The following is a 14855-nucleotide window of genomic DNA, read 5'->3' on the forward strand; positions in this document are numbered from 1 at the left end:
TGACCTGGCGACGCCGCTACAGGTTGAGTTTGGTTACGTCGAGGTTGCCGCCGCTGATCACGGCGGCGGTCAGGCCGGGCAGCTCGACCTTGCCTTCGAGGAGGGCGGCGAAGGAGGCGGCGGCGGCCGGTTCGAGGGCGAGTTTGGTGCGGGACATCACCAGCCGGGTCGCCTCGATCAGCGCGGCTTCGCCGACGCGGACCACCTGATCGACGTACCGCTGGATGATCGGGAAGTTGTGCGTCCCGCAGACCGGCGCCGCGAGTCCGTCCGCGACCGACTTCGCCGTGGCGAGCTTCTGCGGTGCGCCCGCTTCGAGGCTGCGGCTGACCACATCGGCGGTCTCCGGCTCGATGCCGATCACCCGGACGGTGGGCTCGAGCAGCTTGATTCCCAGCGCGATGCCGGAGATCAGACCGCCACCGCCGACCGGCACGAGCACCGTGTCGAGGCCGGGGGAGTCGGCGAGCAGTTCGAGGGCGAGGCTGGCATGCCCGGTGATCACGTCGAGATCGTCGAACGGATGAACGCCGGTCAGCCCCCGCTCGTCCCGGATCGACTCGTACGCCGCGATCAGGTCGCCCTCGACGAGTTCCACCCGCGCGCCGTACGCCCGGGCCGCGTCGATCTTGGCCGGTACGGCGGTCTTCGCCATCACCACGGTCGCCGGTACGCCGGCGTCGCGGGCCGCCCAGGCGAGCGCGCCGGCGGCATTCCCGGCGGACACGGTGACGACGCCGCGCTCGCGTTCGCCGGCCGTCAGCTGGAGGGTCTTGTGGAGCAGCCCACGCACCTTGAAGCTGCCGGTCTTCTGGAACAGCTCGGCCTTCAAGCTCAGCCGGGCGCCGAACAACTCGTCGAGCGCGGACGAGGTAACCATCGGCGTACGGTGGATCCGCCCGTGCAGTCCGGAGGCTGCGCGGCGAATGTCCTCTAGGGTCGGCATACTCCGACCCTAGTGGCCCCCATTCGTCGGCCGGCCGTTGGTCAGCTCAGGCGGCCGGCGACGGCGGTGGCGAGGTGGGTTGCGGCAGCCGGGTGCTGGGGGAAGAAGAGGTAGGGCTCGATGAGTTCGAGTTCCATCAGCAGGAAGCGGCCGGCCGCGACGACGCCGTCGACCCGGGCGTAGACCGGCGGGGTCCGGCTGTCGACCGCAGCCAGTACGGCGTCAGCAGCAGCCCGTACTGCGGGCGCCGGGTCGGCCGGGGTCGCAGTACCGCCGAAGTCGTCCTGCACCCGGTAGTCACCGTCGGCAGGCCGCTTGAGGACCGCGTGGCTGAACTCGCCGTCGAGGTAGATCAGCGACCACTCGCCCTCGGACTGGATCTCCGGCAGGAACGGCTGCACCAGGTAGACGTCGTCCGGCAGTTCGCCCATCGCGGCGTCCAACTCGCCCGAACCGGCCAGACCGCGGACGGTGTTGCGCGCGCTGGCGCTCACCGTCGGCTTGATCACGATCTCCTGGCCGTTGAGCCCGGCGACCACCTCGCGCAGGCACGCACCGGCAGCCACCTGTGACGGCACGATCGCGACGCCGCGCTCGCGGAGCTCCAGCAGGTACCGCTTGTCGCCGTTCCAGCGGACCAGGTCGCTGTCGTTGAGCACCGGTACGCCGGCCTTGTCGAGCTGGCCCAGCCACTCGGTGAACTCCAGGTAGCGGGTCTGGTAGTCCCAGACCGACCGGAGCAGCACACCGTCGTACGCCGACCAGTCCACCGACGGATCGGCCCACACCTGAACGACCGGGTCGAGTCCCGCGGTCCGGAGCGCTGCCAGCAGCGGCAGATCGTCGGCGTGCAGGTCCGCGTGGTCGGCGGAGGTGGCCAGAGCAATGCGTGTAGTCACGCCGATCAGTGTCGGAGCGCTTCGACCGGGACGTCAAACTCTCTTCCGGCGTTCGGACGGTGACGCAGTGCGACCGTGGTGACCACGACAGCGGCCGCGGCGAGATGAATCAGCCCTTGCCGCACGTCGTGCCCGAAGCTTGCGTAGGCCAGGTAGGCGGCGACAGGAACGACCAGCCATTCGAGTCGCCCGGCGAGTACGGCGAGCGCGATCAGGGGCAGCCCGTACCACGGGTAGGTGGGCGTGGTGATCAGCAGCGCGGCGCCGTACAGCCAGCAGCAGGTGACCGCGATCGGCTCGCGGCCGTGCCGGTGGATCGCCAGCACGGCCAGGCTCACGGCCAGCACACCGGCGGCGAGCTGGCGAGCCTCAGGAGGCAGCACCAGCGCGAGAATCGCCGATCTCGAGCTGCCGTCGGAGAACCCTTCCTGGGTCAGGTAACCGGGCAGGAAGCCGACCACCAGAGTGCCGGCGGCCAGCAGATGAGGGAGGTACGACGCCACGAAGGTGCCCACGGCAACCAAGGGTGTGTGCAGTCGGCGAGAGGTGAAAGCGGGGAGCAGGAGGAGCGGCAGCAGCTTGACGCCGGCAGCCGCGCCGAGCAGTAGTCCGGCAACGACCGGTTTGCGCCTGGCTGCTGCGATGACGGCGGCCACGATGAGCAGGGCGGCCAGGACGTCTATGTGGGCAGCACTTCCAGCTTCCAGAGCGACTATCGGTGACCAACCCCACATGGCCGCCCAGCGCGGATCGCGCCCGCGACGCCGTAGTTCCACGGCGAGTAGCGCTGTGAGTACTACGGCGAGCAGCGCGGCGGCCAACTGGAGCCCTAGGGTCCCTGCGGACCAGGGGGTGACCAACGCGACTGCGGTGAAGAAGGCTTGCGCGACAGGCGGGTAGATGGTCGGCACGCGCGGGCGGTTGATTCTCGTACGTGGGTCGTCGGTGGAGAGTGCAGTCACCGCAGCGGCGTCGTGGGGCACGCGCGGTGGACCGACTACGCCTGACTTGTCGGTGGGGGAGAGGCCGGGGAAGAGCACCGGATCGCGTAGCCGAGCGAGGGCGTCGTCCAGCGGGACGTGTGAGTACGGCGAGCTGCCGGAGAGCTGGACGCGGCCGTCCCAGGCATAGCGGTACGCATCGGTGCTGGTGATGGGTGCGGTGGTGAGGCCGGGTAGCTGGCAGAGCGCCGCAACGGCGACGACGTACAGGATCGGGTGCTTGCCTGGCGGCTGTCTGGTGATCAGCCAGACGATTGCTGCGACTACTGCGAAGGCTGTGCAGAGGACAAGGTTGGGCCACCAGTTGGCCGACTCAGCGGCGATCACGCCGGCACTGATGCCTGCTGCGAGTAGGCCGCCTGTGACGAGTTTGGCGGTCATCGGCGGGCGGCTCTCAGTGGAGTCGAGGCGACAGCGGTGCTGCAGCGACGGAAGGTGAGGAAGGCGCGGTCGTCGGCACGCCAGTCCTCGGTGGCGAGGAGATCCGCGGCCAGCGCGTACCGCAGTACGGCACGGCTGCCTACCCTTGCCCAGGGCAACGGATGCGAGCGGCGGCTCGCGCTGCGCAGCACGATGGGTGCGGTGTCGTCCAGGTCGTCGTCGGGATCGACCTCGACGAGTACCAGTCCGTCCGGCCGGACCAGTTCGGCACAGCGACGGAGCAGCGCCTCCGGCGCGCCGCCGATGCCGATGTTGCCGTCCATCAGCAGCACGGTGCCCCACCGGCCTTCACCGGGTAGCGGTTCCTGCACGGGTCGCCGCAGGGCCGGTGCACCTCGTTCGTTCGTCAGCATGACCGCCTGGGCGGAGATGTCGACGCCGAGCGCCGGGACACCCCGCTCTGCCAGGGCGGTGACGATCCGGCCGGGACCGCAGCCGATGTCCAGTACCGGTCCCTCGCAGCGGCTCAGGGCCAAGCGGTCCACCGCATCGGCGGGCGCCTGCCAGCGGTCCACCGCTGACAGCGACGCGACTGTGCGTCCGTCGCTGCCGGTGGCAACGACCGGTGCGCCCTCCAGCGCCTTGTCGAAAAGCAACGAGGGGTGCGCCGTGTGCTGCAGTCGCCGGTGCAAGCGGGACGTCCGCAGCTCGGGGTAAGCCATCGCCAGTGCGGCGGCGTCGGCAGGCGTATCCATGTCCCGCAGTGTCGGCAGCAGCAGGACGCTGTAACCCAGTGACTGCAGTCGGGCCAGCTGATCGGCGCCGGTGTGGTCGGTGGACATCGGTACGCCGAGCAGCGCACGGGAGTCAGGGCGGTGAAGCCCGAGGCACCAGTAGCCGCCGTCCTCGGTCAAGCCGAGCACCGCGTCGTACTCGGTCCAGTCGGCGCGTAGCAACGCCGGTGTCACCTGCGGGGTGTCCATGCCGATCAGCAGCATCGGCGTACCGGCGTACGCGTCCTCGAAGGCGGCAGCGAGTCGTTCGTCGAGGCCGTCACCGCGCTGCGGTACTACGGTGAACCCGGGCGGCGTCGTCGCGGAGGCCCCGTCCAGCGCGAGTACCTTCCGGCGTACGCCGGTGGCGCGTACCGCGGCCAGCGTGTCGGCCAGGGAGGCCCTGGCGAGCGCGGCCGCCTCCGCGGGAGTGAATTCGGTCTGCAAGCGCGTCTTGACCCGCCCTGGCACCGGTTCCTTCGCGATGACGATCAGTGTCCCGGCCGTCATCGACCGAGCACCTTGGTCATGTCCACGACCGCGCGGGCGGCACCCAGCGGCGTACCGGTCACCTTGGAGCGGCCCGAGCGGGGCAGGTAGTCGACGTCCACCTCGGCGATCCGCCAGCCCGCGTCGGCTGCACGGACCACTGTCTCCAACGGGTAGCCCGATCGGCGGTCCACCAGCGCCAGACCGAGCAGTGCCTCGCGCCGGGCGGCCCGCATCGGCCCGAGATCGTGCAGCCGTACGCCGGTACGCCGCCTGATCCGGCGGGACAGCTCCGCGTTGGCGAGACGCAGGTGCCACGGCCAGGCGTCGCGCGAGACCGGTCGGCGACGACCGAGCATCAGGTCGATCCGCTTGGCCAGTACAGGTGCGGTGACGCGCACGAGCTGGTGGGGATCGAGCGACGCGTCCGCGTCGAGGAAGGCGACCACTGGCGCCGTCGCGGCCTGCAGGCCCGCGTGGCAGGCAGCGCCGTAGCCACGGACGTCGCAGTCGACCACCGTGGCGCCAAGCCGGGCCGCGATGTCCGGCGAGCCGTCGGTGGAACCGTTGTCGACGACAACGGCCCGTACGCCGGCCGGAAGCCTGCCGAGCACCCAGGGCAGGGCAGCGGCTTCGTTCAGGCACGGGAGGATGAGATCGACCTCTGCTGCTGGCACCCTTCGACCGTAGGGAAGATCCGGCCGCGAACGAGCCGGAACGCGGCTACGGATCGCTTACGGCAGGTCATCGGCTGCTCCTGCATGGCGCTTGGCAGCGATCGGAAGATCTACTCTCGTGCCGTGGCTACTCGCGTACTTGTGGTGGACGACGACCCGACGGTGTCCAACGTGGTCTCGGCGTACCTGACGAAGGCCGGGTACGACGCCCGCGTCGTCGCCGACGGCGTACTGGCACTCGAGGTCTGGCAGCAGTGGAAGCCCTCGGTCGTCGTACTGGACGTGATGCTGCCCGGCCTGTCAGGGCTCGACGTGCTCCGCCGGATGCGTGCTGCCGACGACAGCGCGGCCGTGATCATGCTGTCCGCCCGCGGCGAGGAAGAGGACCGGCTGGTGGGGCTGGAGGTCGGCGCCGACGACTACGTCGTGAAGCCGTTCAGTCCGCGCGAGCTGACCCTGCGGGTGCAGGCGATGCTGCGCCGTGAGGAGCGGCTGGGTGGTGTGGACCTCACGCCGACCAAGCTGACCGCCGGACCGATCACCGTCGACACAGCGGCTCGCAGTGCTTACCTGTCGGGTGCCGAGCTGTCTCTGACGCACCGCGAGTTCGACCTGCTCGCCTTCCTCGCCGCACACCCTGGCAAGGCCTACACGAAGGCGGAGCTGCTCCGGCGGGTCTGGGGCTGGGACTTCGGTGACTCCTCGACAGTGACCGTGCACGTCCGCCGGTTGCGGGAGAAGATCGAAGTCGATCCGTCCGACCCGCAGTTGGTGCTCACCGTCCCGCGCACGGGCTACCGGTTCGCGGGGGTGGCCGAATGAACCGCGACACGATGACGATCCTGGCGTTGACCACGCTGTGGACCCTGGTGGTCGCTGCGCTCGGCGGTGCGATCCTGTGGCAGTTCCGGCGTCGCTCCCTGCGGATCACCATGATCGTCGCCGCGCTCGCACCGATGGCGGCCGCGCTGGCCGCAGTACTGCAGAGCGTTCGGGCGATGTTCATCTCGCAGCACGACTCGCTGGTGGTGCTGTGGACATTGGCGTTCTCGGCCCTGCTGGGACTGGCCATGTCGGTGCTGCTGGGGCACTGGATCACGACGGGCTCACGCGATGTCGGGCTTCGCCTGCGACACCTGGGTACGTCGTACGAGCCTGCTGTCGTCGGCAGTAGGGGCAGCGTGCCAGCAGAGCTTGCCGCGCTTACCGATGAGCTGGAGATGACCCGGAAGCGGCTGGCGGCGTCGTCCGAGCGGGAGCGCGCTCTGGAGACCAGCCGGCGAGAACTGGTCGCCTTCATGTCCCACGACCTCCGTACGCCGCTCGCCGGGCTGCGGGCCGTCTCCGAAGGGCTGGAGGACGGGGTGATCGAGGACGTGCCCGGAGCGCTCCGGCAGATGCGGAGCACGGTCGACCGGATGACCGGGCTGGTGGACGACCTGTTCGAGCTCTCGCGGTTGTCGGCCGCGCCGCCACCGCGGCGCAGGTCCGCGGTGAGTCTGCGGGAGTTGGCCGAGGACGTGGCGGGGGAGACGTGTGAGCACGCGCGATCGGAAGGCGTCCTGCTGACCGTGGACGCGCCTGATGGGGACGACCGGCTCGCTGTGCACGGGGACGCGGACGAGTTGACCCGCGCGGTCACGAATCTGGTCGGCAACGCGATCCGGCACACCGAACGCGGCGGGACCGTGCGGTTGTCGGTCGGTCGCGAGTCCGACGGCCGGGTCCGGCTGGCCGTGACCGACGGCTGCGGCGGCATCCCCGACGACGATCTCGAGCGCGTCTTCGACATCGGCTGGCGGGGTGACGAGCAGCGTACGCCGGCGAACAGCAGCACGGCCGGCAGTACGAGCAGCAGTGGCGGTGGTCTGGGCCTGGCGATCGCCCGCGGCGTGGTCGAGTCCCACGAGGGCACCATCGGCGTCACGAACGTTGCCGGTGGGTGCGCCTTCCAGATCGACCTACCGCCGGTCGTCGCCACCCCGTAGCAGGTCGCCACCCCGTAGCAGGTCGGCGATCCCGGTTGCCAGGTCGTAGTCGGGTTTCCAGCTGAAGGCCTCGCGGAGCCGGGCTGAGGATGCCGTGATGTGCCGGACGTCGCCCAGGCGGTAGTCACCCGTGACGACCGGCGACGGACCGCCGTACGCGCTTGCGAGTTCCTCTGCGAGGTCGCCGATCGTGCGCACGGTTCCGCTGCCCACGTTGTACGCGGCGAATGGGGGGCTCTCGTCGAGCGCTCCGGCGGCGGCACCCACGGCACTGGCGATGTCGCGGACGTGGACGAAGTCGCGGCGCTGCCTGCCGTCCTCGAAGACTCGTGGTGCCTCACCGCGGTCCAGTGCGGAGCGGAAGAGCGCAGCGACCCCGGCGTACGGCGTGTTGCGCGGCATCCCCGGTCCGTACACGTTGTGGAACCGCATGGCTGCGACCCGGCCGCCTGTCTCGCGAGCCCAGGCCGCGGCCAGGTGTTCGCCGTTGAGCTTGGTGGCGGCGTAGGTGTTGCGGGGATCGGTCGGAGCCGTCTCGTCGACCAGCCCGGGGCGCAGCGGATCGCTGCAGATCGGGCAGGGTGGCTCGAAGCGGCCGCGGTCGAGGTCCTCGATCCGGCGCGGGCCGGGTGCGACGACTCCGTGCCGGTCGCACTCGTAGCGGCCTTCGCCGTAGACGACCATCGAGCTTGCGTAGACGAGCTTCTGCACTTGGTGCCGGCCCATGGCGCGGAGCAGTACGGCGGTGCCGAGGCTGTTGCTGCTGACGTAGTCGTCCATGTCGTCGAGATCGACGCCGAGTCCGACCTTCGCCGCAAGGTGGATCACCGCGTCGACGCCGCTGAGCGCATGGTCGACGGCTTCGGGGTCGCGGATGTCGCCGACGACCAGGCCTTCGAGCTGCGGCCGGTGGTGGTGCACATCGGGGCGCAGTGAGTCGAGCACGACAATGTCGTGGCCGTCAGCAACTAGTTGGTGGTGGACGTGACGGCCGATGAAGCCGGCGCCGCCGGTGAGCAGGATCCTCACCAGAGGTCCGCCGCGGCCGTGCCGTCCAGTGAGTGTCTGCATTGGCAGTCCTCGTCGGGCTTGGGCAGTTTGCCGATCACCTCGGCCAGTAGTTCTTTGAGGCGCTCGATGCTGCGGCCGAAGACCGCGTAGACCTCTGCCTCCGTCACGCCGTCGCCTGTGGCGATCCCGGCGTCGTGATCGGTCACCACCGCGATGGAGGTGTAGCAGAGCGCCAGCTCCCGGGCGATCGACGTTTCCGGCGCGCCGGTCATGCCCACCACGGACCAGCCCTGCGCCGCGTGCCACCGGGACTCGGCGCGGGTGGAGAACCGCGGCCCGTTGATCACCACCATCGTCCCGCCATCCACGACAGCACCTTCGCCGGACCCTTGTTGGTTGCCAGTGGCAAGCACAACGGCGCGGCCGGTGGGGCAGTAGGGATCGGCGGGAGAGACGTGGACGACCGGGCGGCCGTCGGCGTACACGGTGTGTTCGCGGCCCCAGGTGCGGTCGACGTACTGGTCGGGGACGACGAAGGTGCCGGGGGTGAGCTCGGGTTTGAGGGAGCCGACGGCGCACGGTGCGACGACCTGGCGTACGCCGAGGTGGTGCAGCGCCCAGAGGTTGGCGCGGTAGTTCACCTGATGGGGTGGAAAGCGGTGGTCCGCGCCGTGCCGGGGGATGAACGCGACCTCGCGGCCGTTCACCTCGCCGATCACGGGAGGTTCGCTCGGCCGCCCGAACGGGGTGTCGAGCTCGACCGGCCGCGCGCCGGACAGGAACGAGTAGAAGCCGGATCCACCGATCACACCGATTTCCGCCATACCGCCGACCCTAGGAGCCGCAGCCGCCTCGACTACCCGATTCGGGCCGACCGTCAGCACTCCGTAATCGCGTCCCGACGAACAGGAGGTGCGTGCGCCGACGCTCTGGCTCCAGGCTCAGCGGGGCGCCGGCGAGGTGTGCGCGCCCGGTCGCCGGCTCGATGCTCATCCCGGCGCGGCAAACCGCAGTACCGGTCCTGCCTCCTGTGCGTCGGGACGAGCGCAGTGGTGTGCAATGGGGGTGTGCAGGCGTCGTGGGTGTTGGCCGTGATCGGCGGCTTGCTGTTGTTGCTCGGCGCCTACATGAGCTGGACTGCCGGGCGGCTGGATCGGCTGCATCACCGCGTCGCGACGGCGCGAGCGTCGCTGGAGACCGAGCTGGCGCGAAGGTCCGCCCTGGTCGCCGAGCTGGCCAGTAGCGGCGTACTGGATCCCGCCTCGTCCCTGCTGCTGTTGGACGCGGCGCACCGAGCTCGGACGGCCGGTCCCGAGGATCGCGAGCAGTGCGAGTCAGCGTTGAGCAGGGCGATCGCGGCGACGGGTACGGACGTGGAGCCGTGGGCAGTCGAGCTGGGGGTCGCCATGCGGCGGGTGCAGATGGCGCGGCGGTTCCACAACGACATCGTGGTGTCGACCCGCGACCTGCGGACCCGGAGGCTGGTCAGCTGGTTCCGGCTGGCCGGACATGCGCCGTTGCCGTGCACGATCGAACTGGAGGACGGCAGCTGATGACCGAGGAAGCGTTCGCCGAACAGGTGGAGCGGCACCGGTACGAGTTGCGCGTGCACTGCTATCGGATGCTGGGCTCGTTCGACGACGCCGAGGACCTGGTGCAGGAGACCTTCCTGCGCGCTTGGCGGCGGCGGGCCGAGTTCGAAGGCCGGTCCAGCTTCCGCGCGTGGCTGTACCGGATCGCCACCAACGCCTGCATCGACCAGACCCGCCGACCGCAGCGGGTGCTGCCGTACCAGCTGGAACCCGCGTCCTTCCCAGCTGCGCCGCTGCCCGCGCGCGACGACCTCCCCTGGCTGCAGCCGTTCCCCGACGTACTGCTCAACCCTGCCGAGGAGCCCGACGCAGTAGTCGTACGGCGGGAGACGATCGAGCTGGCGTTCCTGGTAGCCATCCAGCAACTCCCGGCGCGGCAGCGCGCAGTACTGATCTTCAGGGACGTGCTCGGCTGGTCGGCCAAGGAGACGGCCGAGGCAACCGAGCTGAGCGTGGCGGCCGTGAACAGTGCACTGCAACGTGCCAGGCCCGTACTACGGGAGCACCTGCCCGCTCGGCGTACGGACTGGGCGCCTGCCGCGGACCCTTCGGCCGCGGAGAAGGCGCTGTTGTCCAAGTACATGGACGCATGGGAACGGGCGGACCCGGCAGCGATCGGCGCACTGATGCACGAGGACGTGCGGCTCACCATGCCGCCGTACCCGTTCTGGTTCTCGGGACGTGCCGCCGCACACCGCGTCATGGCCGCGAACCTCGAACCCGACGGCAACAGCAACCGCGGCCACTGGCAGTTCATCCCGATCGGCGTCAACCGCCAGCCTGCTTTGGCTGCCTACCTCCGCGCCCCCGGCGACATCGTCTACCGCCCGTTCGGCGTCGACGTCTTCCGCATCGAAGACCACCTGATAGCCGAGATGACGGCCTTCGAACTAACCGACTTCAGCCCCCTCAACCTCCCCAACCAGCTTCCAGCTGAGTACTCCGTGGGCAGTTGAACGTGGTCGAGCCGGCGGTCGCGTAGTACCGGCGGCTATTTGGCGTCCGCGTAGCACTCGACGACGGCGGTGTCGAAGGGGAAGCGGGTGGGGGTGTCGCCGAAGGTGATGCGGCCGGCCAGGTCGGCGGCGGCCTGGATTGCGGCGGCTACCTGGTCGGCTTCGTCGGCGGGGCAGTGGACGATCACTTCGTCGTGCTGGAAGAAGACGAGCTCGGCCTTGAGCGTCGCGATGGACTGGCGGAGTGCGGCCATCATCAGCAGCGCCCAGTCGGCGGCGCTGCCTTGCACCACGAAGTTTCTGGTGAAGCGCCCGCGGGCGCGAGCCCGGCGGCTGTCCTTCTGCGGCTCGTCGACCGGCGGACCTTCCAGCAGCGCGGCGTCGATCGGAGCGCCGTCGGGAGGGCAGGTGCGCCCGAGCCACGTCCGCACGAGCTTGCCCTCCTCACCGGCCCGCGCGGCGTCGTCGACGTACGCGACGGCCTTCGGGAACCGCTTCCGCAGATCGGCGAGATTCTTCAGTCCGTCACCGGACGTCTGCCCGTAGATGGCACCCAGTACGGCGATCTTGGCCTTCGCGCGATCGCCGGAGAACGCCGTGTCCGAGACGGCCTTGTAGAGGTCGCCGGCGTTCCCGGCGACCTCCATCAGCCCGGGGTCGCGGGAGATCGCGGCGAGCACCCGCGGCTCCATCTGCGCGGCATCGGCGACGACCAGCCGCCAGCCGGGATCGGCGATCACGGCCCGGCGGATCACCTTGGGGATCTGCAGCCCGCCGCCGCCGTTGGTGATCCAGCGGCCGGACACCGTGCCGCCGGGGACGAAGCCGGGGCGGAAGCGGCCGTCGTGAACCCAGTCGTTCAGCCAGCTCCAGCCGTTGGCGGTGTAGATCCGGTAGAGCTTCTTGTACTCGATCAGGGGCTCGACCGCCGGGTGGTCGATGGTCTGCAACTCCCACCGACGCGTCGTCTTCAGCTGGTGCCCGGCCTGTTTGAACGCCTTCAGTACGTCGGCCGGCAGGTCGGGGCGCACCCGCCGCCCGAAAGCGGTCGACACCTGGTCGGCGAGCTCGGTCAGCCGGCGTGGCTCGCCACCGCCGGCGAACCGCTCGCCCAGGAGCTCGCTCAGCAAGGCGCGGTGGGCCTCCGCACTCCACGGCAGCCCGGCCCGGTCCATCTCGGCGGCGATCAACCAGCCGGAGGACTCCGACGCGGTGAGCAGCCGCATGCGGTCCGGATACTCCGCTTGCTGGTGGCGGCGCAGTTGCTCGGCGTACACCCGCAGCAGCGCTTCGAACGACAGCGGCTCGGTCTGGATCTCGAACAACGACGACTGCTCGCCGGGGTCGACTCCCCGCAACGGCGGATCGGGCGGCACCGGGGCGCCCGTCATCCGCGCCCACGCAGCCGCGGCCGAATGCGGCTCGCCCAGGCGTCCTTCGTGCCCGAGCAGGAGGGTTTCACTGTTCTCCACGTCGTAGCACCGCTCGACCCGTACGCCGGACGCCAGCAACCGTGGGTAGATCTCAGCAGTGGACCGCCACACCCAGCGACTCACCTGCGGACGCGCTCCGACAGCGGCCGCCAGGTCAGGCTCCCGCACCACCTCACCGGCCGGCTGCCCATCCGGATGCAGCGCGACGAGAACCGCCCCGCCACCCTCCTCCGGCGCAATCGCCCACCGCTCGTCCACACCCCGATCCTCACACCCCCCACCGACATTTGCTCCCGGCAGCTCCCCACGGCATGGGGTGGTAGTCCAGTGGTGTCAGACTGGACTTATGTGGCGGGGGAGTGATCTGGATCCGGCGGACGGGACGAAGACCGAGCAGGTCGAAGCTCTGGTGTTGCGGCGGATCGAGCGGGGAGAGTTGTCGATCGGGTCGCGGTTGCCGTCCGAGCGGGTGTTGTCGGAGCGGCTCGGGCTCAGTCGCGTCACCGTGGTACGGGCTCTGGATCAGTTGCGGTCAGATGGCGTACTGGAGACGAAGCGTGGCTCCGGCACACATGTGCGCCCGCTGGACCGGTTGCTCGACCCGATCGCGCCGGCGTCGACCGTCACCGCAGGGGATCAGCCGATGCTGGATCTGCGGTTCGCCACGACCGCTGCTCCACATGACGTAGCCGAGGTCGCAGCGCAGATCGTGGCCGAGGGATTGCCGCAGGCTATGGGTGGGGACGGCCCACCGCCTGGAGGCTCGCTGGAGCTTCGTACTGCGTTGGCCGAGCGCCTCACCAAGGAGGGTGTGCCGACAGAGCCGGGCCAGCTGACTCTCACCGTCGGCGCGGCCGCCGGGCTGAACGCGGCACTGGCAGGGCTGGACCTGGGACCCGGAGTAGCCATCACCGAGTCTCCGACGTACCCAGCGGCTTTTGACCTTCTCCGCAAGCACCGCCTCGACGTAGTGGGCTGGCCGGCCGGTGTCTGGGACACGGACCAGCTCGCCCACCTGTGCAGGCGGCACAAGCCGAAGGTGATCTACCTGCAGGCGGACAACCACAACCCGACCGGACTGAGCCTGCCGGCCGATCGCCGTACTGCGGTGGTCGAGATCGCCAGACGGTACGACGCTGCTCTGATCAGCGACGAGACCATGCGACCCCTCTGGCTGGCCAGTGGCGACCAGCCCGAGCCGCTGAGCCGCTACCCGCGCACTGTGAGCGTTGGCTCGCTCAGCAAGACCGTCTGGGGCGGACTGCGGGTCGGGTGGGTCCGGACCGGTCGGCAACTGCGCAGGCGCATCAACACCTCGGCCCAGCTCAGCGTTGTCTCGCCCAGTGCACTGGACGACCTACTGGCCCAGGCGATCCTCGGCAGGCTCGACCGGGTGATCTCCCGGCGCAAGACGCGGCTGCGAGCCAACCTGCAGGCACTGGAAGCCGGACTGAAGACGCTGGACGGAGTGGCCTGGGCGACGCCGACCGGGGGAATGACGCTGTGGCTGGAGCTGACCGACGTCCGGGCTCGGCGGGTGCTGGACGCGGCGCGCGAGCAGGGACTGCTGCTGGGTGCCGGGGATCTGTTCACGCCCGACGGTACGGACCGGCGGCACATCCGGATCCCGTTCACCGCTCCACCGGCCACACTGCGCCTGGTCGTCGCCCGCCTCGGCGCCGCGCTGGCCCAGGCTCGCTGACGAAGCGCTCAGTCCAGTTGATCTGAGGTGGACTGAAGATCGCCATACCGTTCGACCTACGCTGGGGACGTGTCCAGCGACCAGGAGGATGTAGTGACCGAGACCCAGAACAGCCCGCAGACCGGTACCGCGAAGGTGAAGCGCGGGATGGCCGAGATGCTCAAGGGCGGCGTGATCATGGACGTGGTCACCGCCGAGCAGGCGAAGATCGCCGAGGACGCCGGTGCCGTCGCGGTGATGGCGCTCGAGCGGGTCCCGGCCGACATCCGCGCCCAGGGCGGCGTCTCCCGGATGAGCGACCCCGACATGATCGACTCGATCATCAGCGCGGTCTCGATCCCGGTGATGGCCAAGGCCCGGATCGGTCACTTCGTCGAGGCGCAGGTGTTGCAGAGCCTCGGCGTCGACTACATCGACGAGTCCGAGGTGCTCACCCCGGCCGACTACGCCAACCACATCGACAAGTGGAACTTCACCGTTCCGTTCGTCTGCGGCGCGACCAACCTGGGCGAGGCGCTGCGCCGGATCACCGAGGGCGCGGCGATGATCCGCTCCAAGGGCGAGGCCGGCACCGGTGACGTCTCCAACGCGACCACCCACATGCGCCAGATCCGCCAGGAGCTCCGCAAGCTGCAGAACCTGCCGGAGGACGAGCTGTACGTCGCCGCCAAGGAGTTGCAGGCGCCGTACGAGCTGGTCAAGGAGGTCGCCCAGGCGGGCAAGCTCCCGGTGGTGCTGTTCACCGCCGGCGGGATCGCGACCCCGGCCGACGCCGCGATGATGATGCAGCTCGGCGCCGAGGGCGTGTTCGTCGGCTCCGGCATCTTCAAGTCGGGCAACCCGGCCCAGCGCGCCGAGGCGATCGTCAAGGCCACGACCTTCTACGACGACCCGGACGTGCTCGCGAAGGTCTCCCGCGGCCTGGGCGAGGCCATGGTCGGCATCAACGTCGATGAGATCCCCCAGCCCCACCGCCTCGCCGAGCGCGGCTGGTGATCAAGGCCCAC

Annotated in this window: 14 protein-coding genes; 6 read left to right on the forward strand and 8 right to left on the reverse strand. The window is 69.9% G+C overall.

Features of this window, described 5'->3' with window-relative positions:
- Positions 1 to 16: 16 nt before the first annotated feature.
- From EV138_RS28975 to EV138_RS28995, 5 genes are read right to left on the reverse strand one after another with little or no spacing between them, the layout of a single operon-like run.
- Positions 17 to 946 (reverse strand): threonine ammonia-lyase, encoded by a 930-nt coding sequence (locus EV138_RS28975; protein WP_133982634.1) that lies wholly within the window; start codon positions 944 to 946, stop codon positions 17 to 19.
- A 41-nt stretch (positions 947 to 987) separates the two neighbouring features.
- Entirely contained in the window at positions 988 to 1845 is an 858-nt protein-coding gene (locus EV138_RS28980) for an ATP-grasp domain-containing protein (protein ID WP_133982636.1), read from the reverse strand.
- 5 nt (positions 1846 to 1850) lie between these two features.
- Entirely contained in the window at positions 1851 to 3227 is a 1377-nt protein-coding gene (locus EV138_RS28985; protein ID WP_133982638.1) for an MptA/MptB family glycosyltransferase, read from the reverse strand.
- Positions 3224 to 4510, reverse strand: coding sequence for a DUF2064 domain-containing protein (locus tag EV138_RS28990; protein ID WP_133982640.1), 1287 nt, complete (start codon positions 4508 to 4510; stop codon positions 3224 to 3226). Before EV138_RS28990 ends, EV138_RS28985 begins: the two co-directional genes overlap by 4 nt.
- Positions 4507 to 5166 carry a glycosyltransferase family 2 protein gene (locus EV138_RS28995; protein ID WP_133982642.1) on the reverse strand — a complete coding sequence of 220 codons (660 nt, stop codon included), beginning with the start codon at positions 5164 to 5166 and terminating at the stop codon, positions 4507 to 4509. The genes EV138_RS28990 and EV138_RS28995 overlap by 4 nt, the downstream gene beginning before the upstream one ends.
- Before the next feature lie 123 nt (positions 5167 to 5289).
- Between EV138_RS28995 and EV138_RS29000 the strand changes: the two genes are divergently transcribed.
- Positions 5290 to 5988, forward strand: a complete 699-nt coding sequence (locus EV138_RS29000; protein ID WP_238158487.1) for a response regulator transcription factor — start codon at positions 5290 to 5292, stop codon at positions 5986 to 5988.
- Positions 5985 to 7154, forward strand: coding sequence for a sensor histidine kinase (locus EV138_RS29005; protein WP_133982646.1), 1170 nt, complete (start codon positions 5985 to 5987; stop codon positions 7152 to 7154). Before EV138_RS29000 ends, EV138_RS29005 begins: the two co-directional genes overlap by 4 nt.
- Here the strand turns inward: EV138_RS29005 and EV138_RS29010 are convergent.
- Positions 7128 to 8225 carry an NAD-dependent epimerase/dehydratase family protein gene (locus EV138_RS29010; RefSeq protein ID WP_238158488.1) on the reverse strand — a complete coding sequence of 366 codons (1098 nt, stop codon included), beginning with the start codon at positions 8223 to 8225 and terminating at the stop codon, positions 7128 to 7130. The two genes, EV138_RS29005 and EV138_RS29010, sit on opposite strands and share 27 nt — an antisense overlap.
- Positions 8180 to 8989 (reverse strand): S-methyl-5'-thioadenosine phosphorylase, encoded by an 810-nt coding sequence (locus EV138_RS29015; RefSeq protein ID WP_133982650.1) that lies wholly within the window; start codon positions 8987 to 8989, stop codon positions 8180 to 8182. Before EV138_RS29015 ends, EV138_RS29010 begins: the two co-directional genes overlap by 46 nt.
- Positions 8990 to 9232: 243 nt before the next feature.
- Here EV138_RS29015 and EV138_RS29020 point away from each other — a divergent pair, with 243 nt between their 5' ends.
- Complete coding sequence (locus tag EV138_RS29020) at positions 9233 to 9718, forward strand: hypothetical protein (protein WP_202866992.1); 486 nt, start codon at positions 9233 to 9235, stop codon at positions 9716 to 9718.
- On the forward strand, positions 9718 to 10713 hold the full coding sequence (locus EV138_RS29025) for a sigma-70 family RNA polymerase sigma factor (RefSeq protein WP_133982652.1): 996 nt from the start codon (positions 9718 to 9720) through the stop codon (positions 10711 to 10713). Before EV138_RS29020 ends, EV138_RS29025 begins: the two co-directional genes overlap by 1 nt.
- 35 nt (positions 10714 to 10748) lie before the next feature.
- Here EV138_RS29025 and EV138_RS29030 read toward each other — a convergent pair whose 3' ends face one another.
- Complete coding sequence (locus EV138_RS29030; RefSeq protein ID WP_133982654.1) at positions 10749 to 12404, reverse strand: bifunctional 3'-5' exonuclease/DNA polymerase; 1656 nt, start codon at positions 12402 to 12404, stop codon at positions 10749 to 10751.
- Positions 12405 to 12492: 88 nt separating this feature from the next.
- Here EV138_RS29030 and EV138_RS29035 point away from each other — a divergent pair, with 88 nt between their 5' ends.
- Both EV138_RS29035 and pdxS read left to right on the forward strand, forming a co-directional pair.
- Positions 12493 to 13848 (forward strand): aminotransferase-like domain-containing protein, encoded by a 1356-nt coding sequence (locus EV138_RS29035; RefSeq protein ID WP_133982657.1) that lies wholly within the window; start codon positions 12493 to 12495, stop codon positions 13846 to 13848.
- Between the two features lie 69 nt (positions 13849 to 13917).
- Positions 13918 to 14844 (forward strand): pyridoxal 5'-phosphate synthase lyase subunit PdxS, encoded by a 927-nt coding sequence (pdxS, locus tag EV138_RS29040; protein ID WP_439649018.1) that lies wholly within the window; start codon positions 13918 to 13920, stop codon positions 14842 to 14844.
- Positions 14845 to 14855: the final 11 nt, after the last annotated feature.

Origin of the sequence: Kribbella voronezhensis, assembly GCF_004365175.1 — a bacterium.
Lineage (GTDB): Bacteria > Actinomycetota > Actinomycetes > Propionibacteriales > Kribbellaceae > Kribbella > Kribbella voronezhensis.

Coding starts and splice junctions, on each gene's coding strand:
- EV138_RS29005 (WP_133982646.1), top strand. CDS start 5,985: ATGAACCGCGACACGATGACGATCCTGGCGTTGACCACGCTGTGGACC.
- EV138_RS28985 (WP_133982638.1), bottom strand. CDS start 3,227: ATGACCGCCAAACTCGTCACAGGCGGCCTACTCGCAGCAGGCATCAGT.
- EV138_RS29010 (WP_238158488.1), bottom strand. CDS start 8,225: ATGCAGACACTCACTGGACGGCACGGCCGCGGCGGACCTCTGGTGAGG.
- EV138_RS29035 (WP_133982657.1), top strand. CDS start 12,493: ATGTGGCGGGGGAGTGATCTGGATCCGGCGGACGGGACGAAGACCGAG.
- EV138_RS28990 (WP_133982640.1), bottom strand. CDS start 4,510: ATGACGGCCGGGACACTGATCGTCATCGCGAAGGAACCGGTGCCAGGG.
- EV138_RS29025 (WP_133982652.1), top strand. CDS start 9,718: ATGACCGAGGAAGCGTTCGCCGAACAGGTGGAGCGGCACCGGTACGAG.
- EV138_RS29015 (WP_133982650.1), bottom strand. CDS start 8,989: ATGGCGGAAATCGGTGTGATCGGTGGATCCGGCTTCTACTCGTTCCTG.
- EV138_RS28975 (WP_133982634.1), bottom strand. CDS start 946: ATGCCGACCCTAGAGGACATTCGCCGCGCAGCCTCCGGACTGCACGGG.